22 protein-coding genes and 1 riboswitch are annotated in these 23549 nt (G+C 70.8%); of the genes, 16 read left to right on the top strand and 6 right to left on the bottom strand.

From position 1 onward, the window contains the following. Nucleotides 1–5: 5 nt before the first annotated feature. On the top strand, nucleotides 6–725 hold the full coding sequence (locus IE307_RS31365) for a S1 family peptidase (protein ID WP_229905245.1): 720 nt from the start codon (nucleotides 6–8) through the stop codon (nucleotides 723–725). On the opposite strand, the gene IE307_RS31360 is transcribed toward IE307_RS31365, so the two are convergent. After that, on the bottom strand, nucleotides 722–1330 hold the full coding sequence (locus IE307_RS31360) for a LysE family translocator (protein ID WP_191302991.1): 609 nt from the start codon (nucleotides 1328–1330) through the stop codon (nucleotides 722–724). The genes IE307_RS31365 and IE307_RS31360 overlap by 4 nt on opposite strands. A 148-nt stretch (nucleotides 1331–1478) precedes the next feature. Between IE307_RS31360 and IE307_RS31355 the strand changes: the two genes are divergently transcribed. Then, nucleotides 1479–2213: a serine protease gene (locus tag IE307_RS31355; RefSeq protein WP_191302990.1), complete on the top strand. Its 735-nt coding sequence runs from the start codon at nucleotides 1479–1481 to the stop codon at nucleotides 2211–2213. A 13-nt stretch (nucleotides 2214–2226) separates the two neighbouring features. Further along, nucleotides 2227–2685, top strand: a complete 459-nt coding sequence (locus IE307_RS31350) for a GNAT family N-acetyltransferase (protein WP_191302989.1) — start codon at nucleotides 2227–2229, stop codon at nucleotides 2683–2685. Here IE307_RS31350 and IE307_RS31345 read toward each other — a convergent pair. Beyond that, on the bottom strand, nucleotides 2639–3832 hold the full coding sequence (locus IE307_RS31345) for an 8-amino-7-oxononanoate synthase (protein WP_229905244.1): 1194 nt from the start codon (nucleotides 3830–3832) through the stop codon (nucleotides 2639–2641). The genes IE307_RS31350 and IE307_RS31345 overlap by 47 nt on opposite strands. A 43-nt stretch (nucleotides 3833–3875) precedes the next feature. Between IE307_RS31345 and IE307_RS31340 the strand changes: the two genes are divergently transcribed. The 13 genes from IE307_RS31340 (at nucleotide 3876) to IE307_RS31275 (ending at nucleotide 18600) form a co-directional block, all read left to right on the top strand. Beyond that, on the top strand, nucleotides 3876–4937 hold the full coding sequence (locus IE307_RS31340) for a cytochrome P450 family protein (protein WP_229905243.1): 1062 nt from the start codon (nucleotides 3876–3878) through the stop codon (nucleotides 4935–4937). Between the two features lie 22 nt (nucleotides 4938–4959). Beyond that, nucleotides 4960–5919, top strand: coding sequence for a threonine aldolase family protein (locus IE307_RS31335; RefSeq protein WP_229905242.1), 960 nt, complete (start codon nucleotides 4960–4962; stop codon nucleotides 5917–5919). Between the two features lie 38 nt (nucleotides 5920–5957). Then, nucleotides 5958–6085, top strand: a riboswitch (cobalamin riboswitch). Nucleotides 6086–6123: 38 nt separating this feature from the next. After that, nucleotides 6124–8034 carry a putative cobaltochelatase gene (locus IE307_RS31330; protein WP_191302988.1) on the top strand — a complete coding sequence of 637 codons (1911 nt, stop codon included), beginning with the start codon at nucleotides 6124–6126 and terminating at the stop codon, nucleotides 8032–8034. A 10-nt stretch (nucleotides 8035–8044) separates the two neighbouring features. Then, nucleotides 8045–8659, top strand: coding sequence for a cob(I)yrinic acid a,c-diamide adenosyltransferase (gene cobO, locus IE307_RS31325; protein ID WP_191302987.1), 615 nt, complete (start codon nucleotides 8045–8047; stop codon nucleotides 8657–8659). Then, nucleotides 8653–10032, top strand: a complete 1380-nt coding sequence (locus IE307_RS31320) for a cobyrinic acid a,c-diamide synthase CobB (RefSeq protein ID WP_268250430.1) — start codon at nucleotides 8653–8655, stop codon at nucleotides 10030–10032. The genes cobO and IE307_RS31320 overlap by 7 nt, the downstream gene beginning before the upstream one ends. A gap of 34 nt (nucleotides 10033–10066) precedes the next feature. Beyond that, nucleotides 10067–11149 carry a cobalt-precorrin-4/precorrin-4 C(11)-methyltransferase gene (locus IE307_RS31315; protein ID WP_229905241.1) on the top strand — a complete coding sequence of 361 codons (1083 nt, stop codon included), beginning with the start codon at nucleotides 10067–10069 and terminating at the stop codon, nucleotides 11147–11149. After that, nucleotides 11149–11970 carry a hypothetical protein gene (locus IE307_RS31305; protein ID WP_191302984.1) on the top strand — a complete coding sequence of 274 codons (822 nt, stop codon included), beginning with the start codon at nucleotides 11149–11151 and terminating at the stop codon, nucleotides 11968–11970. Before IE307_RS31315 ends, IE307_RS31305 begins: the two co-directional genes overlap by 1 nt. Further along, nucleotides 11952–13223, top strand: a complete 1272-nt coding sequence (locus tag IE307_RS31300; protein ID WP_229905240.1) for a cobalamin biosynthesis protein — start codon at nucleotides 11952–11954, stop codon at nucleotides 13221–13223. Before IE307_RS31305 ends, IE307_RS31300 begins: the two co-directional genes overlap by 19 nt. 103 nt (nucleotides 13224–13326) lie before the next feature. Then, nucleotides 13327–14697: a M36 family metallopeptidase gene (locus IE307_RS31295; protein WP_191302983.1), complete on the top strand. Its 1371-nt coding sequence runs from the start codon at nucleotides 13327–13329 to the stop codon at nucleotides 14695–14697. A 123-nt stretch (nucleotides 14698–14820) separates the two neighbouring features. After that, entirely contained in the window at nucleotides 14821–15597 is a 777-nt protein-coding gene (locus IE307_RS31290) for a S1 family peptidase (protein WP_191302982.1), read from the top strand. Between the two features lie 44 nt (nucleotides 15598–15641). After that, a complete protein-coding gene (locus IE307_RS31285; RefSeq protein WP_191302981.1) occupies nucleotides 15642–16355 on the top strand; it encodes a PIG-L deacetylase family protein in 714 nt (237 codons plus the stop codon). 51 nt (nucleotides 16356–16406) lie between these two features. Further along, nucleotides 16407–17615 (top strand): uroporphyrinogen-III C-methyltransferase, encoded by a 1209-nt coding sequence (gene cobA, locus IE307_RS31280; RefSeq protein ID WP_191302980.1) that lies wholly within the window; start codon nucleotides 16407–16409, stop codon nucleotides 17613–17615. 121 nt (nucleotides 17616–17736) lie between these two features. Next, nucleotides 17737–18600, top strand: coding sequence for a ricin-type beta-trefoil lectin domain protein (locus IE307_RS31275; RefSeq protein WP_191302979.1), 864 nt, complete (start codon nucleotides 17737–17739; stop codon nucleotides 18598–18600). On the opposite strand, the gene IE307_RS31270 is transcribed toward IE307_RS31275, so the two are convergent. The 4 genes from IE307_RS31270 to yaaA form a co-directional block, all read right to left on the bottom strand. Further along, nucleotides 18513–19739, bottom strand: a complete 1227-nt coding sequence (locus IE307_RS31270; protein ID WP_191302978.1) for an MFS transporter — start codon at nucleotides 19737–19739, stop codon at nucleotides 18513–18515. The two genes, IE307_RS31275 and IE307_RS31270, sit on opposite strands and share 88 nt — an antisense overlap. Before the next feature lie 73 nt (nucleotides 19740–19812). Further along, nucleotides 19813–21357, bottom strand: coding sequence for a DEAD/DEAH box helicase (locus IE307_RS31265; protein WP_191302977.1), 1545 nt, complete (start codon nucleotides 21355–21357; stop codon nucleotides 19813–19815). A gap of 234 nt (nucleotides 21358–21591) precedes the next feature. Continuing rightward, nucleotides 21592–22560, bottom strand: coding sequence for a serine protein kinase RIO (locus IE307_RS31260; RefSeq protein WP_373306057.1), 969 nt, complete (start codon nucleotides 22558–22560; stop codon nucleotides 21592–21594). 207 nt (nucleotides 22561–22767) lie between these two features. Continuing rightward, nucleotides 22768–23496: a peroxide stress protein YaaA gene (gene yaaA / locus IE307_RS31255; RefSeq protein WP_191302976.1), complete on the bottom strand. Its 729-nt coding sequence runs from the start codon at nucleotides 23494–23496 to the stop codon at nucleotides 22768–22770. Nucleotides 23497–23549 lie beyond the last annotated feature (53 nt).

The following is a 23549-nucleotide window of genomic DNA, read 5'->3' as shown; positions in this document are numbered from 1 at the left end:
GGTCCGTGCGACTGCTGACGGCGGTTCTGGCTCTGCTCGTGATCACGGTGACCCCGGCTCACGCGGCTCCCCGGATCGTCGGCGGTGAGGTCGTGGACGACACCGGCGAGGCGCCGTGGGTGGTGGCGCTGACGACGTCGTCGGGCGGCCAGTTCTGCGGCGGCGCGCTCCTCGGTCCCGGGCAGGTGGTCACGGCGGCGCACTGCGTTCGCGGCCGCGCTCCCGGCTCGATCACCGTCGTCGGTGGGCGGCTCGACCTGCGCACCGGCGACGGCTCCACCTCCGCCGTCTCCTCGTACGAGGTGGCCGCCGGCTACTCGACGCCCTCGCGCGGCAAGGACATCGCCGTGCTGACGCTCGCCGAGCCGATGCCGTACCGGCCGTTGCCGGTCGCCGCGCCCACCGCGTACATGGGCGGCAGCGTCGGGACCGTGTACGGCTGGGGGCGGCAGGCCGAGCACGACGCGGACAAGAGTCCCTTGCTGCACAAGGCCTACGTCCCGATCGTGCCGGACGAGCGGTGTGCCGCGATCCACCCGCGGTTCGACGCCGAAGCCATGTTCTGCGCGGGCTACCCCGGCGGCGGCATCGACTCGTGCGTCGACGACTCGGGTGGCCCGTACGTCATCGACGGCCGGTTGGCGGGCATCGTGTCGTGGGGCGTCGGCTGCGCTCGCCCGGACACGCCGGGCGTCTACACGCGGGTCGCGACGTACCTGAGTTAGAGCACGAGCCCCACGGACATCGTCACGAAGACGGTCGCGCACACCGCGTCGAGAGCCGTCGTCACGCCCGGCCGCTTGAGCCGCCCGGCCACCCGCGACGCCGCCAGCACGATCATCAGCTCCCAGATCGCCGCGAGTCCGAGGAACACGACCGCGAGCATCGCGAGCTGCGGTGCCGGTTCACCCGATCCGATGAACTGCGGCAGGAACGCCAGCGAGAACAGGATCATCTTCGGGTTCGTGATGTTGGTCAGGAAGCCCTGCCGGAACGGCCGCGCGCTCATGACCTCCTCCGGCTCTCCGCCGGTGCGCCTGATCAGGCCGCGCGTGATGGAAATCGCCAGGTAGAGCAGGTAGCCGGCGCCGATCCAGCGCAGCGCCGTGAGCACCACCGGGTACTGCGCGAGCACCACTCCGAGACCCGAGATGACCAACGCGACCTGGAGTGCCGCGGCCGTGTGGATGCCGCCCAGCGCGAGCAGCCCGGCGCGGGTGCCGGAACGCAGTGACGTGCGCAGGAGCAGGAACGCGTCCACGCCGGGGGTCACGATGACGACCGCGCACGCGATGAGGAAGGCCGGAACCTGGCCGAAGTCGAACAACACCGTACATACCCCCGTGATCTATGACACAGACCGCAAAATCTCCGGCCTGATGGGACGTTAGCACGAGAATCTCCGGTTTTGACGCCGTCCTAGCGCGATCGCTACCGTTGGTGACCGATCGTCCACCTGGTGCAACGAGGAGTGGTCCGTGAGGGGTAAGCGGCTTGCCGTGCTGGTGGCGGTGATCGCGCTGGTGAACGGTGCGTCGACCGCTGATGCGATCGTCGGGGGGACACCCGCGCGGGTGGCGGACACCCCGTGGGTTGTGGCGATCACCACCACGGACGGTCAGCTCATCTGCGGAGGCGCGCTCGTCGCGCCGGACAAGGTCATGACGGCCGCGCACTGCGTGACGCTCAAGGGCGTGCTCGGCAAGAACCAGCGTCCCGCCGAGCAGTTGCGCGTGGTCGCGGGCCGCACGGACCTGCGCGAGAAGGGCGAGGGCCTCGAGGAGGCGGTCGCGAGCGTGTGGCGGCACCCCGAGTACGTCGAGGTCACCAAGGGCGACGACGTGGCGGTGCTCACGCTCGCGCGCCCGGTGCCGTACCGGACGATCGGGCTCGGCGATCCCGGCCCCGACGGCGTGGTGCTCGGCTGGGGCCGCACCGCCGAGAACACCCCGCCCGCCATGACGCTGCGCAAGGTGACGGTGCCGGTCCTGTCCGACCAGGAGTGCCAGCTGAAGGAACCCGACTACCGGCCGGGCGCGATGCTGTGCGCCGGGCGGGGCGGCCGGGACGCCTGCACGGGCGACTCGGGCGGGCCGCTCGTGGTGCGCGGACGGCTCGCGGGCGTCGTGTCGTTCGGCCGGGGCTGCGCTCGGGCGGACGAACCCGGCGTCTACACCCGGCTCGCGAACTACCGGCAGACGCTGGGCTTCTGATATCCACGGTCAGGTGCGAACCACACAGTTTCCCGCCACCCTGCGCCGCCAGTGGGGGCTCGACCTGAGCCCCGCCCAGCTCTACTCGATCCTGCGGCTGCGCCAGGACGTCTTCGTCGTGGAGCAGAACTGCATCTACGCCGACGTGGACGGCCGTGACCTGGAGCAGGGGACACGGCACTTCTGGCTGGAGGCCGAGGGGTCGCACGACCCGCTCGCCTACCTGCGGCTGCTCGAGGAGGCGGACGGGACGTTCCGCGTCGGCCGCGTCGTCACCGCGCGCATGGCCCGCGGCCGCGGGTACAGCCGCCGGCTCATGCAGGCCGCGCTCGTGGACATCGGCAGCGCGCCGTCGGTGCTCGACGCGCAGACGTACGTCGCCGACTTCTACGCGTCGTTCGGGTTCGTGCCCGAGGGGGACGAGTTCATGGACGACGGGATCCCACACCTGCGGATGCGGCGCTCTCCCTGATCACGCGCACCGCGCGCTCGACGTCGGCCTCGGTCAGATCGGCGCGCGCGGTGAGCCGCAGCCTGCTGATCTGGTCCGGCACCGACGGCGGCCGGAAGCAGCCGACGACCACACCGGCGGCCCGGCAGGCCTCGGCCCATTGGAACGCCTGCTCCGGGCCCGGCGCCCGGACGCTCACCACGGCCGCGGTCGGCGTGCTGACCTGGAAACCGGCCTCCTTCAGGCGGTGGCTCAGGTCGTGCGCGACGGTCAGCGCCCGTTCGGGGCGGTCCGGCTCCTCGCGCAGGATCTTGATCGCCGCGAGGGCGGCCGCCGCGCTGCTCGGCGCGAGACCGGTGTCGAAGATGAACGGCCGCGCGGTGTCGATCAGGTGCTTGATCACCCGGCTCGGGCCGAGGACGGCACCGCCCTGCGCGCCCAGCGACTTGCTCAGCGTCAGCGTGGTGATCACGTCCGACGCCCTGATGAGGCCCGCCTCGGCCACGGCGCCCCTGCCACCGGGCCCGACGACGCCGAGCCCGTGCGCGTCGTCCACGACCAGCGCGGCGTCGTTCGCACGGCAGACCTCGTGCAGTTCCTTCAGCGGGGCGATGTCGCCGTCGACGCTGAACACCGAGTCCGTGACGACGATCGCGCGCCGCTTGCCGCGGGTCTCCAGGGCGTGCCGGACCTTGCCGACGTCGCAGTGGTCCGCGACGACGACGTCGGCCTTCGACAGGCGCGTGCCGTCGATCAGCGACGCGTGGATGTGCTGGTCCGCCACGATCGCCGTGCCGGGGCCCGTCAGCGCGGTGACCGCGGCGAGGTTCGCCATGTACCCGCTGCTGAACACCAGCGCCGACTGCGAGCCGCAGAAGTTCGCGAGCTCGAACTCCAGTTCGGCGTGCAGCTCGGTCGAGCCCGTGACCAGTCGCGATCCGGTCGAGCCCGCACCCCACTTCAGCGTGGCGGCGGCCGCGGCACCCGCGACGCGCTTGTCCTTGGCGAGGCCGAGGTAGTCGTTGCTCGCGAGGTCGAGGTCCGTGGAGCCGGCGGTGCGCGGCCTCAGACGCCGGCTCAGACCGGCCTTGGCCCGTGCTTCGGAGCGGACGTCGATCCAGTCGAGCGTCGACTCACCACCAGTGGAAATCGCCTCAGTTGTGCTCACGGTCACCGACCGAGTCTCCCATCCGCCCGCTAGCGTGCCGATCGTGGACCTGTTCACCTTCACGCGCGCCGAACTCACCTCGCCGGTGCAGTTCGCCGGCGGTCGCTGGGTGGTGTCCGGCCACGACGACGTGCGCGCCGTGCTGGCCGATCCGGTCACCTACCTGCCCGACAACGCCCTGACCGCCGTGACACCCGTCGCGCCCGCCGCCCTGAGGGCCTTGGTGCGCGCCCGGTTCTCACTGCCGCCGACCTTGGCGAACAACGGGTCCTCGTCGCACGCCGGTCTGCGGCGGCTCGTGGCCTCGTTCTTCACGCCGGCCCGCGTCGCCGCCGCCGAGCCTCGCATCCGGTCGCTCGTCGCGGAACGGCTGGGTGGCGGGGATCTCGTGCGCGACCTGGCGTGGGACCTGCCGGCGGTCGTGCTGGTGGAGCTCCTGGGGCTGCCCAACGTCGACATCCCGACGCTGAAGCGCTGGAGCTCCGGCTCGCTCGAGTTCTTCTGGGGCGACATCACCCGCGAACGGCAGATGGAGCTGGTCGACGACGTCGGCGACTTCCACCAGTGGCTGGTCAAGCGCTACCACGCGCGGGACGGGGAGCTGTTCTGCGCGCTGGCCGACGCTGGTGTGTCCGCGGAGGACTCCGCGGGTCTCTGCTACTTCCTGCTGATCGCGGGCCAGGAGACGACGACCCAGTTGCTGTCCGCGGCGTTGCGCCGTGCGTTGCAGGACCGCGCGTTGTGGGCCCGGCTGGCGGAGCCCGGCGTGGCGGAGTCGTTCGTGGAGGACGTGCTCCGGACCGACACGCCCGTGGTGACGTGGCGGCGGCTGACCGCGCGTGAGGTCGTGTTGTCCGGTGTGCGCGTTCCCGCCGGTGCGGAGCTCGTGTTGTTGTTGAGCGGTGAGGAAACCGACTCGCGGCACCTGGCGTTCGGCTACGGCCGCCACTTCTGCCTCGGTGCCGGACTGGCTCGCCTCGAGGCCGCTGTGACGTTGCGAACGGTGGCGGAGCACGAGCCGTCGTTGCACCTCCTCGGCCAGGAGCCGGAGTGGTTGAACTTGCTGTCGTTCCGCGCGCCGAAGTCGGTGGCCGTGAGCCGCTGAGCTGAGGTTTGATGCTGGGGTGTTGAACCGTCAGCTTTCCGGAGTCCGCGAGAAGACCCTGCTGGAGATGCTCGGCCCGGTGCCGGACGTCGACCCCGACCGCTACGGCGACGGCGGCCCGGTGGGGGCGCTGGAGACGCGGGTGGCGGAGCTGCTGGGCACCGAGGCCGCGCTGTTCGTGCCGACGGGGACGATGGCGCAGCAGATCGCGCTGAAGTGCTGGGCCGACCGCACGCACAACCCGATCGTCGCGATGCACCCGCAGGCCCACCCGCTGCACCACGAGGACGACGCGCTGACCGTGCTGTCGGGTCTACGACCGATCAAGGTGCGCAACGCGGACATCGGCTCGTGCCCCGAACCGTTCGGCACGCTGCTGCTGGAGGTGCCGGACCGCGAGGCGGGCTTCGTGCTGCCCACCTGGGACGAGCTGACCTCGATGGTGGACCTGGCACGCGAACGGGACGCGGTCGTGCACCTCGACGGCGCCCGGCTGTGGGAGAGCACGCACGGCCTGGGCAAGCCCCTGGCCGAGATCGCGGGGCTGTTCGACTCGGTCTACGTGTCGTTCTACAAGTCCCTCGAGGGCATCTCCGGCGCGGCGCTCGCCGGCACGCAGGACTTCGTCGACCAGGCACGCGTCTGGCGGCATCGCTACGGCGGCATGCTGTTCCAGCAGTGGCCGGCGGCACTGTCCGCGCTGCACGGCCTGGACACCGTGCTGCCGAAGCTCGGCACGTACGTCGAGCACGCCAAGGTCGTTGCGGCCGCCATGGACCTGCCCGAACCGCACACCCACCAGTTCGCCCTGCACCTGCCCGGTGATCCCGCGCACCTCAAGGAGGTGAGCGGGAAGTTCCTCGGCGGGTTCTGGCGCGACGGCACGCTCGCCAAGACCGAGATCACGATCGCCGAACCTGCGCTGGAGTGGACGGCGGACGAGGTCGCGGAGGCTTGGGCGGAGTTCCGGAGCCTGATCTAGGGCGACGTCGCTCACCTGGCTGTTACACCCGGCTGTGCGAAGTGCGACGATGCCGGGGCTGTGAGGGGAGCGCGAGGAAGCCGGTGCGAATCCGGCGCCGTCCCGCGACTGTGACCGGTCCTGGAGAGACCGGGAGTCAGGAACTCGTCCCCCTCTTGATCACCGACCGCGGGCGTGGACACCCGAGGAAGGACTTCGCCGAGCATGTTCCCGTTTTCGGCTGTCGTCGGCCATGACGACCTCCGTCTTGCCCTGCTGCTCAACGCCGTGCACCCCGGCATCGGCGGCGTTCTCGTCCGAGGCGAGAAGGGCACCGCGAAGTCGACCGTCGTGCGCGCCCTCGCCGCGCTGCTCCCCGAGCTGGACGTGTCGAAGGGCTGCCGCTTCGGCTGCGCGCCCGGTTCGGCGGACTGCCCCGACGCACCGCACGAGGGTGTCGAGCGGCGCCCGGCCAAGCTCGTCGAACTGCCCGTCGGCGCCACCGAGGACCGCCTGGTCGGGTCGCTCGACCTGGAGAAGGCGCTGACCGAGGGCGTGCGGGCGTTCCAGCCCGGTCTGCTGGCCGCGGCGCACCGCGGCGTGCTCTACGTCGACGAGGTCAACCTGCTGCACGACCACCTGGTCGACCTGCTGCTCGACGCCGCCGCCATGGGACGCGCGCACGTCGAGCGCGAGGGCGTCTCGGTCTCGCACCCGTCGCAGTTCCTGCTGGTCGGCACCATGAACCCCGAGGAGGGCGAGCTCCGCCCGCAGCTGCTCGACCGGTTCGGCCTGACCGTGGCGGTGAAGGCGGCGCGGGATGTGGGCGTCCGCACCGAGGTCATCCGGCGCCGGCTCGCCTACGAGGCCGACCCCGTGACGTTCGCGGCGAAGTGGGAGGACGAGGACGCGAAGCTCCGGCAGCAGATCGCGGACGCCCAGCGCAAACTGCCCCTGGTGTCCCTTCCGGACGGTGAGCTGCGCCGGATCGCCGCCGTCTGCGCGGCCTTCGAGGTCGACGGCATGCGCGCGGACCTCGTCGTCGCCCGCGCCGCCACCGCCCACGCGGCCTGGCGGGGCGCGACCGAGGTCGAGGAGACCGACGTCGAGACGGCGGTCAGGCTCGCCCTGCCGCACCGGCGCCGCCGCGACCCGTTCGACGAGCCCGGCATCGAGGAGCAGCAGCTCGAGGACGCCATGCGCCAGGCGGCCGAGCACGCGGAGGAGCCACCGGACGAGGGCCCTGACGACGACGGCCCCGGCGGCGGCGAGCTGCCCGAACCGCAGGAGAACCCGAACCAGGGCAACGGGAACGCGCCCGCGGACCGCCCGGCACCGGAACCGTCCCCGGCGTTCAAGGCGCGGCTGCTGGAGGTCCCCGGAGTCGGTGAAGGCGCGCCCGGCAAGCGTTCCCGGGCCCGCGCCCGCACCGGCCGGGTCGTCCGTTCGTCCACAGTGGACGGCAGTGGCCTGCACCTCGTCGACACGCTCATGAACGCCGCACCGCACCAGGCCGCGCGGGGCCGCAGCGGTCCCGGACTGCTCCTCACCGCCGCCGACCTGCGCAGGGCGGTCAGGGAGGGCAAGGAGTCGAACCTCGTCCTGTTCGTCGTCGACGCCTCGGGCTCGATGGCGGCGCAGAAGCGCATGTCGGCCGTCAGCGGCGCGGTGATCTCGTTGCTGCGCGACGCCTACCAGCGCAGGGACAAGGTCGGTGTGGTGACGTTCCGCGGTAACCAGGCCGAGGTGGCCCTGCCCCCGACGACCTCCGTCGACGCGGCCGCCACCCGGCTCAAGAAGATGCGCACCGGAGGCCGGACCCCGCTCGCGGACGGTCTGCTGAAGGCCCACCGCGTGCTGGAGATCGAACGGATGCGCGACCCGCAGAAGCGCCCGCTCGTGGTGCTGCTGACCGACGGCCGCGCGACGTCGTCCGGGCTCGGCGGCGACCCGACCAAGGACGCGCTGAAGGCCGCCGGACTGCTCGAGAAGACCGCGGTGGTCGTCGTGGACTGCGAGCAGGGCCACGTCCGGCTCGGCCTCGCCCAGAAGATCGCCGAGGCGTTGCAGGGCACCTGCGTCAGGCTCGACCAGCTCAGTGCCGACCACCTCGCCGGCGTCGTCCGGGCCGCGTAAGGAGACCCCGATGCCTCAAGGACAACCCACCGAGGTGCCGAAGGACGGCCTGACCACCCGCCAGCGCCGCAACCGGCCGTTGCTGATGCTGCACACCGGTGAGATGAAGGGGAAGTCGACGTCGGCGTTCGGCATGGCGCTGCGCGGCTGGAACCAGGGCTGGGACATCGGCGTGTTCCAGTTCGTGAAGTCCGCCAAGTGGAAGGTCGGCGAGGAGTCGGCGTTCAAGGCGCTCGGCCGGCTGCACGACGAGACCGGCGAGGGCGGCGCGGTCGAGTGGCACAAGATGGGCGAGGGCTGGTCCTGGACCCGCAAGCAGGGCACCGAGGACGACCACGCCTCGGCCGCGCGGGAGGGCTGGGCGGAGATCGCCCGCCGCATCCGGTCCGAACGCCACGGCTTCTACGTGCTCGACGAGTTCACCTACCCGCTGCACTGGGGCTGGATCGACGTCGACGAGGTGGTCGACGTGCTGACGAACCGGCCCGGTCACCAGCACGTCGTGATCACCGGCCGGTACGCGCCGCAGAAGCTGGCCGACGCCGCCGACCTCGTGGTGGAGATGACCAAGGTCAAGCACCCGATGGACGCCGGGCAGAAGGGCCAGCGGGGGATCGAGTGGTGAACAGGCTGGTCGTCGCCGCCCCGGCCTCGGGCAGCGGCAAGACCACCGTCGCGACGGGACTGATGGCCGCGCTGCGCCGGGCCGGGTCGCGGGTCGCGCCGTTCAAGGTGGGACCCGACTACATCGACCCCGGCTACCACTCGCTGGCCACGGACAGGCCGGGGCGCAACCTCGACCCGGTCATGGTCGGCGAGCACCGCGTCCCCGGCCTGTTCGCGCACGGCTCCAAGGGCTGCGACATCGCCGTGGTCGAGGGCGTGATGGGCCTGTTCGACGGCCGCGTGGACACCGCGGGCATCGGCTCGACCGCGCACGTCGCCAAGCTGATCAACGCACCCGTGGTGTTCGTCGTGGACGCACGCGGGCAGAGCCGGTCGCTCGCCGCGCTGCTGCACGGCTTCCGCGGCTACGACCCGACGGTCCGGCTCGGCGGCGTGATCCTCAACCAGGTCGGTTCGGAACGGCACGAGCAGGTGCTGCGGTCGGCGTGCGACGAGGTCGGCCTCGACGTGCTCGGGGTGCTGCCCCGCGATCCGCAGTTCTCCCTGCCCTCACGGCACCTGGGGCTCGTGACGGCCGCCGAGCACGGTCCGGAGGCCGTGTCCGCGGTCGACGCGATCGCCGCCGCGGTGGCCAAGCACGTCGACCTCGACGCGGTGCGCAGGCTCGCCAGGTCGGTGCCCTCGATGGCGGTCGCCGCGTGGGAACCCCAGGTCGAGGCCGTCGGGGACGAACCGGTGGTCGCCGTCGCCGGGGGAGCGGCGTTCACGTTCGGTTACGCCGAGCACGTGGAGGTGCTCAAGGCGGCGGGCGCGGCCGTGGCCGTCGTCGACCCGCTCCACGACGAGGACCTCCCCGAGGGCACCTCGGGACTCGTCCTGCCCGGCGGATTCCCGGAGCAGCACGCGGAAGCGCTGTCCGGCAACACGAAGTTGCGCGAGGCGGTGGCGCGGTTCGCTCGTTCGGGTGCGCCGGTGCACGCCGAGTGCGGAGGGTTGCTGTACCTCGCGAGATCGCTCGACGGGCACCCGATGTGCGGCGTGCTCGACGCCGAGGGGTTCATGACCCCGAAGCTGACCCTGGGCTACCGGGACGCGGTGGCGTCCGCGAGCTCACCGCTGCACCCGCCCGGCAGCCGCGTGACCGGCCACGAGTTCCACCGGACCCAGCTGTCCACACCGCACTCGACCCCGCCCGCGTGGCACTGGCGAGGCGTCGACTCACGGCCTGTCGCCGAGGGTTTCGTGGTCGGCGGCGTGCACGCGTCGTACCTCCACACGCACCCGGCGGGTGATCCGGAGGCCATAGCCCGTTTCGTGCGGGCCTGCCACCCGTTCGTGGCAGGAGTGGCAGACGGTACGGTCTTCGCCTGAGCCTCTCTCCCCCGAAACCCCCTGTGGAGCTGTCGTGACGACGACCGGTCGGGTCACCTTCGTCGGCGCCGGTCCCGGTGCCGCCGACCTCATCACCCTCCGAGGCGCGCGCCGCATCGCGGAAGCCGACGTCGTGATCTGGGCCCCGAGCGCGGTGGACGCCGAGTGCGTCCGCGAGCACGCCCGCGCCGACGCCGAGCTGGTCGACTTCTCCCGCGTCACGCCCGAGGAGATCACCGACCTGTACCGCCGCGCCGCCGCGTCGCGCCAGGTCGTCGTGCGCCTGCACACGGGCGACGCCGCGACCGGTGGCGGCGTCCAGGAGCAGCACGACCTGTGCGTGCGCCTCGGCCTCGAGGTCGAGGTCGTGCCGGGCGTGTCCGTCGTCGCCGCCGCGGCCGCCAGGATCGGCCGCGAGCTCACGCAGACCGAGGCGTCGTCCACGGTGCTGCTCTCGCCGGAGAGCAGCGAGCGCGTCAGCGAGTTCGCCGCGCTGCAGACCACGATGGCCGCGACGGTCTCGGGCGCGCGCACCGGCCAGTTCGTGGAGAAGCTGCTGGAGGGCGGGTACTCCGAGGCCACGCCGGTCGTCGTCGCGTACAAGGTGAGCCAGGCCGACGAGGTCGTCGTGCACACCACCGTCGGCGAGCTGGAGTCGGTGGTGAAGAAGCACAAGCTCTACCGCCCGACGCTGTTCCTCGTCGGTGCCGCGGTGAAGGCGCCCACGCGCCGTGTGTCGGGCTCTGCGACGACGTCGGTCGACGAGCCGTTGCGCGCGGCCCGTCCCTCGCGCTGGTCACGCCGTGCTGCTTCCCGCATCGCGACCCGCGTGGACGAGCCCGTTGCGGCCCGCGTGGACGAGCCGATCCCGGCGCGGGCCGACGAGCCGATCCCGGCAGCCGTTCCGGCTCCCGCCACCGCTCCGGTCGCCGAGCCGAACCCGGCGTGGACGGCGGTCGAGGAAATACAGCAGTCGGTGCGCAGGCCCGCCGAGGAGCAGGCCCCGAAGCCGAAGCTGACGGTCGTCGCCGCTGAGATGCCGAAGCCCCCGACGGTCAACGCCTCGACGTCCTCGAGGAAGAAGCCGGTCCGCAAGCCCAAGCGGTCCGCGAACTGATGTCGCTCGAGAAGCTGCTGGAGGCAGCGGGCCGCCCCGTCGAGGTCGTCGACGCGGCGGACGGCCTGCGCCCCGCGCTGAACGTGTGCCGAGCCCACTCCGCCGTGGTCGTGAAGCTGGCCGGCGGCATCGGCCCCGCCGAGGTCGGCGCGGGCCTCGCGGGCTGGCGCCGCACGCTGGTCGTGCAGGACTCGGGCGAACTGACCACTGTGGACCCGCGAGACGCGGTGACCCGCCGCTGGACCGCGCCGGACGCCGTGCTGTGCCTGGCGGACAACGAGTTCCTCCGCTCCAACGACGGCTGGGCGCTGCCGGACGACGCCTTCGCGAGCCGCACGCACGTGCTCGGCGCCGAGGTGCGCGCGTTCGTGCTGGCCCGCCTCGCGCCGCGTCCCGGCGTGCTGGTGTGGGACGTGCTCGCGGGCTCCGGCGCGGTCGGCGTCGAGTGCGCGCGGCTGGGTGCCGCGGTGATCGCGGTCGAGCCCGATCCCGTGCAGTGCGTGCGGATCATCGCGAACGCGTCCGCGCACGGTGTCGATGTCCGCGTCGAGGAGTCGGAGCTGGACGCGCCTTCACTGCCGCGCCCGGACGCGGTGTTCGTCGGCCGGGGTGAGCTCGGCGCCGTCAAGGCCTCGGCGGCCGTGTCGGCCAAGCGCGTCGTGGTGGCGACGGAGAGCGTGGACGAGATCGTGCCCGCGCGCGATGCGTTGCAGGCCGCGGGGTACGAGGTCGAGGGCGTCCATTGGACCGCCTCGCGCCTGCTGGATTCGGGCTTCGCGCCGGCGGTCCCGGTGACGGTGTTGTGGGGAAGCAAGAAGTGATCGGTGTCTTCGCCGGACCCGCTCAGCGCGGGGACGCCGCGGACCTGGCGGGTCTCCTCGGTGCCGACGCGGTCGTCCCCGACGGTCCCGTCAAGCCCGCCGTCCGCGGCCTGTGGCCCCGCCTCGGCGCGGTCGTGCTGTTCCTGGACGCGGCCTCCGCGGTCCGGCTGATCGCGCCCCTGTTGCGCGACAGGCGATCCGACCCCGCCGTGGTGTGCGTGGACCAGCACTTCGTCGTCGCGCTGGCCGGTGCCGCGGACGCGTTCGCCCAGCACGTCGCCGACGTGCTGAACCGCACGGCCGTGGTGACCAGCGGCCCGTCCATCGACTCGTTGCTGGACGAGCTGGTCGAGCAGCTGGACGCGACCGCGGACGGCGACGTCGAGGCCTGCACCGCCGCCATCGAGGCGGGCGAGAAGGTCGTGCTGCGCAACCCGTTGAACTTCCCGCTGCCCGCGCTGCCGCCGAACGTCGTGGCGGGCGGCGAGGACGCCACGTGGGTGATCGTCGTCGACGACCGGGCCGCTGCGACGAAGGACCGCGTGCTGCGGATCGTGCCGCGCACGCTCGTCGTCGGAGTCGGTTCCACGCGCGGTGCGTCGGCCACGAGCGTCGGTGCCGCGCTGTCGGAACTGGACGCTCAGGGCGGCCTGGACCTCCGTGCCATCAAGGCGTTCGCGACGGCGGACGTCAAAGCGGACGAGCCCGGCATCGTGGACGCCGTGGAGGACTGGGGTTTCTGGCACGGGGACACCGCCGAGCTGCTGACGTTCCCGACGGAGGAGCTCGCCGAGATCGGCGTGCCGAACCCGAGCTCGGTGGTGCGCAACTCGCTGGGCACCGCGAGCGTCGCGGAGGCGGCCGCGTTGCGCGGCGCGCGGAGCATCGGCCACGGCGGCCCGATCGAGCTGGCGGCCGAGAAGTTCAAGCGGGACAACGTGACCGTGGCCGCGGCACGGGTGCTGCCGCGCGGCAGGCTCGCCCTGGTCGGCCTCGGTCCGGGCTCGGCCGAGCAGCGCACACCCCGTGCGGAGGAGGAGATCCGGCGCGCGGCGTTCGTGATCGGGACGCCCGAGGCGATCGACGCGGTCGGTCCGCTCCTGCGCGCGGGCACGGAAGTCCGCCACGAGGGCGCGTGCGAATTGGCCGCCAGTGGGGCCGCGGTCGCATTCGTCGCTTTCGGAACCGGGCCAACGCTGGACATTGCGGTCGAAGCCGACGTGATTGTTGTTCCCGGAGTATGGGAAAGCTGATGTTTTTCCTTCTTTCGTAGGGTTTCCGCCAAGGTTCTCCCGATTAGCGTCGCCATGCACACGGCCCACCCCTGCACCGGGCCCGAAAGCACTGGAGACCGGCATGAGAGCCCGTCGTCTCGTCGCTGTCGCCTGCACCGCCGGCGTCGCACTGTCCCTGCTGACGATCACCGCCCAGGCCGCCGCGCCGAAGGAAGGCCTGCGGCTGCTCGTCGTCCGCGACTCCCTGACCGCCACGCACACCTGGTACGAGCAGACCTACGACGGAAAACCCGTGCTGGGCGCGTATTACGTCGAGCACGTCGACAAGGCGACCGGTGCGAAGACCGTGGACGACGGCCGTCTCGCCGTGGGCTCGGTCGACGTCACGCCCGCCGTCACCGCCGAGGACGCCAAGACCAAGGTCTCCGCGCCGGAGGGTGCGAACCTCAAGGTGCTGCCCGGCACCGGCCTCGTCTACGAGGTGATCTCCGACAACGGCAAGGGATCCGAGCGCACGCTGGTGCACGCGGAGTCCGGCGCCGTCGTGAAGACCGAGAGCCTGGTCAAGCACGCCAGTGGCACCGGCAAGGTGTTCAGCCCGAACCCCGTTGCGTCGCAGCAGAACCAGAACCTCAAGGACGCCAACGACGCCGACTCGGCCGTGCCCGCCGCCGCGTACAAGACGGTCACGCTGTCCGATCTGGACGGTTCCGGCTACCTCAAGGGCAAGTACGCGACGCTGACCGGCGCCAAGAGCAAGCTCGCGTACAACAAGAACAACAAGTTCGAGTACACCCGCGCCAACGACTACTTCGAGCAGGTCAACGCCTACTGGGGCGTGACGGAGGCGCAGAAGTACATCCAGGGCCTCGGGTTCACGAACATCAACAACGAGGCTCAGAAGATCACCACGCTGGGCCTGACCGAGGACAACTCGTTCTACGACCCGTCGAAGGACCAGATCACGTTCGGCACGGGTGGCGTGGACGACGCCGAGGACGTCGAGGTGGTGTGGCACGAGCTCGGCCACGCCATCCAGGACGCGCAGGTGCCGAACTTCGGCTCGTCGCTCGACGGCGGCTCGATCGGCGAGGGCTTCGGCGACTGGTTCGCGTTGATCATGTCCTCGCGCGACGCCAAGGACACGGCCACGACCCCGTTGGCGTGCATCATGGACTGGGACGCCACGGCGTACACGACCGAGACGCCGCACTGCCTGCGCCGCACCGACACGAACCTCACGGTGAGCCAGCGCCAGAACGAGGTGCACTTCGACGGCCAGATCTGGTCGCGGGCGCTGTGGGACGTCTACCAGGCGTTCGGCCGGGACAAGTCGGCGAAGATCGTGCTGGAGTCGCAGTTCTCCTACTCGCCCTCGACCACCTTCGAGGCGGCCGCCAACGCCACCGTCGCCACGGCGAAGAAGCTCTACGGTGACGCGGACGCCGCCACCGTCGCGGCCGCGTTCCAGGCGCGGGGAATTCTCAAGTAGTCAATTGTGAAGTCGGACATGTCCGACTAATGGCGGTTACGCCGCCGAATCTCCGCCCGTGACGCTGTGTGTGCCGTTACTTCACACCCTGCACACACAGCGTCATAGGGAAGGACTGGCAACATGGCGAAAACCCTGCATCGCCTGATCGTGTCCGTTGTGGTGTCCGCTCTCGCGAGCATCTTCTTCGTCGCTCCCGCAGCCAACGCGGGCGACGTCTCGCCGATGATCGTCGGCGGTACGCGGGCGAGCACCTCGACGTACCCCTGGGTGGTCTACCTGGCCTCGACCTCCGGCTCCCAGTTCTGCGGTGGCACGCTGGTGAAGGCCAACAAGGTCGTCACCGCGGCGCACTGCGTCTCGGGCCGGTCCGCGTCCAGCACGCGCGTGGTGCACGGGCGTGACGACAAGCAGAGCACCGCGGGCACGGTCGCGAGCGTCACCCGGATCTGGGTGCACCCGAGCTACCGCTCCGCGACGTCCGGCTTCGACGTGGCCGTGCTGACGCTCGACCGCAACATCAGCTCGGCCACCCTGCCGCTGGCCACGCCGTCCGACACCGCGCTCTACGCGGCGGGCAACTCGGCGCTGATCCTCGGCTGGGGCACCACCTCCTCGGGTGGTTCCGCCTCGCGCTACCTGCTCAAGGCGAACGTGCCGCTGACGTCCGACGCGACCTGCCGCACCGCGTACCCGCAGTACAGCAACAGCTCGATGGTGTGCGCGGGCTTCCCGCAGGGCGGCACCGACACCTGCCAGGGCGACTCCGGTGGCCCGCTGGTGTACGGCGGCAAGCTCATCGGTGACACCTCGTGGGGCCGTGGCTGTGCCGGCGCCGGTTACCCCGGCGTGTACGGCCGCATCGCGACCTACTACGACGTGATCACCGCTCAGCTCTGACCCTTGTGTTGCAGGGTGCGTGCTCCGGCGCGCACCCTGCACGCATGCCGGATCTGGAAGCTGTGCCCGAAGACTGGTCGAGCGCGCTGGTCGTCGTCGCTCATCCCGATGACATGGAGTACGGCGGTGCGGGCGCTATCGCGCGTTGGACCGCTCAAGGCAAGAACATCACGTACCTGCTCGCGTGCCGTGGTGAGAACGGCATCGACTCGATGGAACCGGACACCTGCGCGCCGTTGCGGGTCGAGGAGCAGATCGCGTCCTGCGCGGCCGTCGGCGTGACCGTCGTCGAGTTCCTGGACCACCCGGACGGCACCATCGAGTACGGCATCCCACTGCGGCGAGACATCGCGGCCGCGATCCGCCGCCACCGGCCGGAGTTCGTCATCACCGGCAACTACCGCGAGACCTGGCCCGGTGGTGGCCTGAACATGGCCGACCACATCGCCGTCGGGCGTGCGACCGTCGACGCGGTGCGCGACGCGGGCAACCGGTGGATCTTCCCGGAGCTCGGGCTGGAGAAGTGGGAAGGCGTCAAGTACGTGGCGGCGGCGTCCTCGCCGTTGTCGACGCACGCCGTGGACATCACCGACTCGTTCGACGCTTCCGTGGCCTCTCTACGCGCGCACAAGGCGTACCTGGAGGCGTTGAGCGGCGACATGGCCGACCCGGAGCCGTTCCTCCGTTCGATGGCGGAGACCACGGGACAGCGCTTCGGAGGGGTGCTCGCCACCTCTTTCGAGCTGCTGGCGCTGTGACCATGTTCCCTTCGGCTGGACACGGCGTGTCCCGTGTGGATGCTTCTACGCATGCCCTTTGAACAGCACTACCTGGCCGGCCTCGACCTCCGGGGCCGGCGCGTCCTCGTGGTCGGCGGAGGCACGGTCGCGCAGCGCCGTCTGCCCCGCCTGATCGCGTCCGGCGCCGTCGTCGATCTCGTGTCGCCGTCCGTCACCCCCGCCGTGCAGGGCATGGTCGACGCGGGCGAGCTGACGTGGCATGAAAGGCGTTTCGAAACAGGTGACGTCGAGGGCGCTTGGTACGTGGTCGCGTGCACGTCCGACATCGAGGTGAACGCGCAGATCGGCGAGGAGGCGACCTCGCAGCGCGTGTTCTGCGTGCGCGCGGACATCGCCGTCGAGGGCACGGCCGTCACACCCGCCACCGGCATGCACGACGGCATGTTGATCGGCGTCCTCGCAGGCGGCGAGCACCGCCGTTCGGCATCGGTGCGGGACGGGCTCGTGGCGGCGTTGCGCGACGGCCGCATCGCGGACCAGGCCGCACCGCCCGTCGGCGTGGCGCTGGTGGGCGGCGGCCCCGGTGACCCCGAGCTGATCACCGTGCAGGGCAAGCGCTTGCTGGCGCACGCGGACGTGGTCGTCGCCGACAGGCTGGCACCGCGTGAGCTGCTGGAGGAGCTGCCCGCGCACGTCGAGGTCGTGGACGCAGCGAAGATCCCCTACGGGCGTGCGGCGACGCAGGAGTTCATCAACCAGACGCTGGTCGACCGCGCCAAGGAGGGCAAGTTCGTCGTCCGGCTCAAGGGCGGCGACCCGTACGTCTTCGGGCGCGGCTTCGAGGAGCTTCTGGCGTGCGCCGAGGCCGGGATCCCCGTGACGGTGGTGCCAGGTGTGACGTCCGCGTTCGGTGTGCCCGCGTTGGCCGGTGTGCCCGTGACGCACCGAGGCGTGGCGCACGAGGTGGTCGTCGTATCCGGGCACGTCGCACCGGACGACCCGCGCTCTCTCGTCGACTGGCCCGCGATTGCACGCCTCCAAGGCACCGTCGTGCTGATGATGGCGGTCGAACGAGCCGGAGCGTTCGCCACGGCTCTGATGGAGGGCCGCCCCGGCTCCACCCCCGTCGCCGTGATCCAGGAGGGCAGCACGGCGTCTCAGCGCGTCTACCGGTCCACTTTGGACTCCCTGGGTGCGGACGTGAAGGCCTGGGAGGTTCGTCCCCCGGCGATCATCGTGGTCGGCCCCGTCGCCGGCATTGCTCCAGCAAATAGTTAGATAAGTTTCTTTACAAAAGCCGCGCACCCGGTGGACTCTGCATTCACGCCGCCAAGTCCACCGGTTCGCGGAGGCCCGCATGAAACGCGCCCTGTCTTTGGCGGCAGGTATTCTGCTAGCGATGTCCGGTTTGGTCGGTTCTGTCCCGGCGAACGCGGCATCCCAACAGGTCTTCTGGACCTTCTACGGCTGGTACGACAACACGCCGCCCGGCGGTGACATCGCCTACCCCGGCCTGCACGACACGGCCGGCGGCAAGGGCACGTGGTCCGACCCGATCACGTTCGCGACGTCCAGCAAAGAGGCCAAACCGGGCACGAAGATCTATTTCCCGCGCGTGAAGAAGTACTTCGTCATGGAGGACTCCTGCTCCTCCTGCGAGCAGGACTGGAAAGGCAACGGCCCCAACGGCGGCCCGAAGCTGTGGCACTTCGACGCCTGGATCGGCGGCAAGGGCGGCAACGCCATGAACGCCATCGACTGCGAGGACGCGCTGACGAACTACCACGACGACGGCAAACCGGTGATGGAGGAGACCATCCTCAACCCGCCGTCGAACCTCGCCGTGGACCCGACGCCGATCTTCAACACCTCGACCGGCGAGTGCTACGGCGGCGCCAAGCCCAAGACCACCAACGGCGAGTACAAGAACGTCTCGACCGGCAAGTGCCTGCAGGGCGGCTCCTCCGGCTCCCAGCTGACGACCGCCACCTGCACCGGCGCGGCCTCGCAGCAGTTCAAGTTCCACGGCGCGTTCATGGAACAGGGCTCACCCCAACTGTGCACCACCCTCTCCTCCGGCAAGGTGCTGCTGAAGAAGTGCGACGGCGGCCCGGCCCAGCAATGGTCCATCAACCCCAACAAGACCATCTCCGACATGCAGTACAACACCAAGTGCTACCGCGACGCGTCCGGCAAGGTGACAGCGGCGTCCTGTTCCGGCTCCACCGCACAGTGGACGTTCAAGGCAGCGGCCAAGAAGTGAACCCGTAACGGCTTGAGACAGAGCAGTCCGACAACGCTCCGCAGCGCCACCGCGACATACCAGGGCGCCAGCAACCCGAAGTAGTCCGCCACGAACCCGCCCAGCAGCGCGCCGACGGGCTGAACACCCCACGTGATCAACGTCTGCGCGCTGCTGACGCGGCCGAGCAACTCCGGCGGCGCCACCCGCTGCCTGAAACTGGACGTCGCCACACCCCACACCGCGGTGCAGAACGAACTCACCACCGCAAATACCGCCACGGTCCACAGATCGCGCGCCACCGTCGCAATCCCCAGCCACATCAACGGAATCACCACCACAGTCACCAGCACAGCGTGGCGGACCTTGGCCAAAATCCGTTCGGCGAACAGCGCCCCTGCCACCCCACCACACGCCAGCGTGGCGAGCAGCCCCCCGAACCCCGCCCCGGACAGCCCCAGCCGCTGCTGCGCGAACAACACCAACGTGGCCATCGTCATCGCGATGCACAGGTTCGTCGTCGCCGTCACCACCGTGACGACCCTCAACCCCTTGTGCCGCAACAACCACCGCAACCCTTCACGGGCCTTGGCCCTGGCAACGGGTTCCTTCCGCTCCGTACGCATCCCGGTGACCAACAACGCCGCGACCGCGAACGTCAGCGCGTTGACCCAGAACGGCGCCGCCACCGCCGCAACGAACAACAACCCACCCAACGGCGGCCCGACGAACTGCAGCGCCACCGCCTGAGAGGCGAACAACCGCCCGTTGGCCCGCTCCAGCAGGTGATCCTCCACAGTGGCTTTGATGAGCGGCTGCCCCACGGCCCGAGGAACGTTCTCGGCCGTGCCGATCAGGAACGCCATGCCGTACAGGAACGCGATGTGCGCGCTGTGAAACACCGCAAGCATCACCATGAGCACGCATTGAACCCACAGCGCCACTAGGAGAAGGCGCCTGCCGTCGTACCGGTCGGCCGCGGCGCCCGCCGGGAGTGCGGCCAGCAACCAGGGCAGCGCACCGAAGAAGCTCACGCCGGCGATCAGCTTCGGGTCCTGGGTCAGGGTGGTGGCGAGCAGGGGGAGTGCCGCCAGGAAGATGCCGTCCCCCAGCGCCGAGACGGCGCTACCGCTCCACAGCAGGTACCAGTTCCGCCCCATGGGGCACCGTACACACGGCGAAAGCCGCCTCCCCGGAGTGGGGAAGCGGCCTCAGCCGTTGATCAGGTCGAGCTCAGTGCTGCGGTGCCGCCCGGCGCGGACGACCCGCGCTGCTGCGCTCGGTGCGCCCGAACGCGCGGCCACCACCCTCGGAACGCTCCGAACGACGCGGACCGCCACCCTCGGTGCGACGACCGGAGCCACCGCGGTACTCACCGCGGCCTGCACCGGCGGCGGGAGCACCGAAGCGACGACCGCCGCTGCCACCGCTGCTGCGGCGGGCCGGCTTCTCGCGTTCGATGATCGGTTCGCCGGAGGGCAGGCGGGCGCCCGTGATGCGGACCAGGTCGTCGTCGCCGGGGCGGACCTTCGTGCTCTCCGGGCGGATGCCCGCGCGTGCGGCCATGCCCTGGACGGCGCGGCGCTGGTCGTGCGTCACCAGGGTGACGACCGTGCCGGACTGGCCTGCGCGGGCCGTGCGGCCCGCGCGGTGCAGGTAGTCCTTCGGGTCGGCCGGCGGGTCGACGTGGACGACCAGGGACACGTCGTCGACGTGGATGCCGCGGGCTGCCACGTCCGTCGCGATGAGGACGGGCGTGGTGCCCTCGCGGAACTCGCCGAGCACGCGGGTGCGCGCGCTCTGAGCCTTGCCGCCGTGCAGGGCGCCGGCGTGGACGCCGACCGAGCGGAGCTTCTTGGCGAGGCGGTCGACGTGGTGCTTGGTGCGCACGAACATGATTGTGCGGCCCTCGCGCGCGGCCACCTCGGTCACCACGTTCTGCTTGTCCTCAGCGGACACGAACAGCAGGTGGTGCTCCATGGTCGTGACGCTCGCGGTGGACGGGGCCACCGAGTGCGTCACCGGGGAGTGCAGGTACTGGCGCACCAGCTTGTCCACGTCGCCGTCGAGCGTCGCGGAGAACAGCAGGCGCTGACCGTCCTGCGGGGTCAGGTCCAAAATGGCGCGGACCTGGGGCATGAAGCCCATGTCCGCCATCTGGTCGGCCTCGTCCAGCGCGGTGATCTCGACGGAGCCGAGGTCGCACGTGCCCTGGCGGACGTGGTCGGACAGACGGCCGGGCGTCGCGATCAGCAGGTCGACGCCGCGGCGCAGGTGTTCGATCTGGCGCGGGAACGACGTGCCGCCGACGACGACGCGGCACCACAGGCCCAGCGAGCGGGCGTGCGGCGTGAGAGCCGTCTCCACCTGCATCGCGAGCTCGCGGGTCGGGACGAGGATCAGGCCGCGCGGCTTGTTCGGCATCGAGCGGCCGCCCGCGAGGCGGGACAGCATCGCGAGGCCGAACGCCAGCGTCTTGCCGGAGCCGGTCTGGCCGCGGCCGAGGATGTCCTTGCCCGACATCGCGTCGGGAAGGGTGGCCGCCTGGATGGGGAACGGCTCGGTGATTTCGTTGGCGACGAGCGAGCGGATCAGCGCGTCGGCCAGGCCGAGCTCAGCGAACGAGGGCAGCGGGCCTTCCGGCAGCGTGCTCTCGAAGTGCTCGGCGACGATCGGTTCCTCGACCCGCTGCTGCGGACGCGAGGAACTGCCCTGGCGACCCGAGCGGCGCCGCGGTGCCCTGCGGCTTTGTCCACGCTCGGAACGACCTTCGGACATTGATGGCAAAACAAACCTCCGGGACATGGCACGTCTCGAGGCTGCCCCGCGAGCTACCGCGGTGCCGATCACAAGGACGGGCCCGGCGTGATGGTCACGCCGCTGATGAGTGGGTGGAAACACCGGTCAACGGCAGTCAAGCCTTCATCGGTGTACAGCACAGTCTAGCTGATCTATCACGACACCTCGCGCGCCCGGCAGTGTCGTTGGACACGGCCGGGCGCGCGACGAGGGTCAGGTCATACCCGCCACGTCCAGCAGCGTTGCCACCAGCGCGGACGGGTCGCCGATCTCCGGCGGCAGGCCGCGCGCGGCGAACCAGCCGCAGACGTTGCGGACGTCGCGGTCGAGGAACTCGACGCCGCGGGGGTTCGCGACGAGGTCGACCACCTGCGGCAGGTCGATCACGACCAGCCTGCCGTCGTGGACCATCAGGTTGTACGCCGAGAGGTCGCCGTGCGTGATGCCCGCCTCCGCGAGCGTCGACAGCGTCGCGACCAGCTGGCGCCACAGGTCGAGCAGTTCGTCCTCGTCGGGACGGGTCTGCGCGAGCCGCGGCGCCGCGTTGCCGTCGGCGTCCCCGATGAACTCCAGCAGCAGTTCGGTGCCGCTGCGCTGCACCGGGTACGGCACGGGTGCGCCGATCTGCCACAGCCTGGTGAGCGCGGCGAACTCCGCGACCGCCCACTGCTCCGCGATCAGGTTGCGCCCGAACGCGGTGCGGTTCGCGATCGCCCGCGTCTCACGGGACTTCTTCATGCGACGACCCTCGAGGTACCCCGCGTCGCGGTGGAACATCCGGTGGTCGTTGCTGCGGTAGCGCTTGGCGGCGAGCAGGCTCGACCTGTCGCCGATGGCGCGTTCCAGCAGGAAGACGTCCGCCTCCTTGCCGGTCTTCACGATGCCGAGCTCGCGGTCGACCGCGGCCAGTTCCGTGATGAGCCAGCTCGGGTGCGGTTTGGGACCTTGGTCGGCATCGCCCCACGTGGACCAGCGGTCGCCGTCCTCGGGGGTGTCGGCCGTGCTGAGCTGGTCCTCGCGCACTCGCGCGACGCGCAGCTTCTCTTCCTCGGTCATGCGCCCGCGACGCGTGGGTTCCGCGTCGTCGCGCCGGGTGGTGGTGCGCTTTCCCTTGCGCCGCATGGTGTCGTCGGCGCCTTCGAAAGCAGATTCGTAACGTTCGTAGAGATCGTGCTCGCGCACGGTGGGGTCTCCCAAGCGGTGGAGGTGACCGCCCCACTGGCGCTCTGCGATCAAACGGTGCTGATCAGGCGCGAAGGGCGGCTGGACGGGTCGCGAGTGCGGTGCCACGTCCAAAGACAGGCTCTGACATCACGCACCTCCTCGATCCAGCTCCGTCGTCGCTTCGGGGGAGAGCTTGCCGTGCGGGCCTGCGTGCCCGCAACCGAATTAACCGGTGATCAGGTCCGCGGTCTTCTCGCCCGTCGGAACCATGGTGAGCCCCGCCTTCCGCGCGAGCCTGACCAGGCCTTTCAGGTCCGCGGGCTCCGCGCTGGACTTCGCGATGGCGCGGGCGAGCAGCCCCTTGTGCGCCTTGTTGAAGTGGCTGACGACCTTGCCCTCGCTCGTCACGACCCGGACCACCACGGCGTGCGGGATCCTCGCGAGGCTCGAGTACGCGCCGGAACGAAGGTCGACGACGAACTCGTCAGCCGCCTTCAGCACCGGCTCCAGCGAGGGCTTCCAGAGCGTGCGCAGGCTGTCGTGGCCGGGCAGCGCGCTGCCACCGGACAACCGGTACGCGGGCACCGGATCACCGCCGCGGACGGCCCCGAACAGCGCCGACGAGACCGCGAGCCGCTGGTAGGCGCGTTCCCGCTCGGCCTTCCTGAGCGACGGGAAGTCGAGGTTGTCGTAGAGCACGCCGGTGTAGCGCAGCAGCGCGGGCGTCGTCTCCGACGTGCGCAGCCGGCCGTTGCGGTGCACCTCGTCGACCTGGCGTTCGGAGATCTCGAGCGCCTTGAGACTCGCGGGCACATCCCTCGCGAGATCGGCCAGTGCCGACACGAGCTTGTCGCGCACCGGGTTGAGCTCGGGGAACGACAGCGCGTCGAGGTCGAGCGGCGCGCCCTCGCCGCCGATCGCCTTGGTCTCCGACGGGGGAAGCAGCACCAGCACGGTTGAAAAGAGTAGGGCAAAGCACGAAAACAGCTGGACAGGGCGTGGTCATC

The sequence above is a fragment of the Lentzea cavernae genome, assembly GCF_014653695.1.
In the GTDB taxonomy this organism is placed as follows: Bacteria; Actinomycetota; Actinomycetes; order Mycobacteriales; family Pseudonocardiaceae; genus Lentzea; species Lentzea cavernae.
This window is presented reverse-complemented; position numbering and strand designations above follow the sequence as displayed.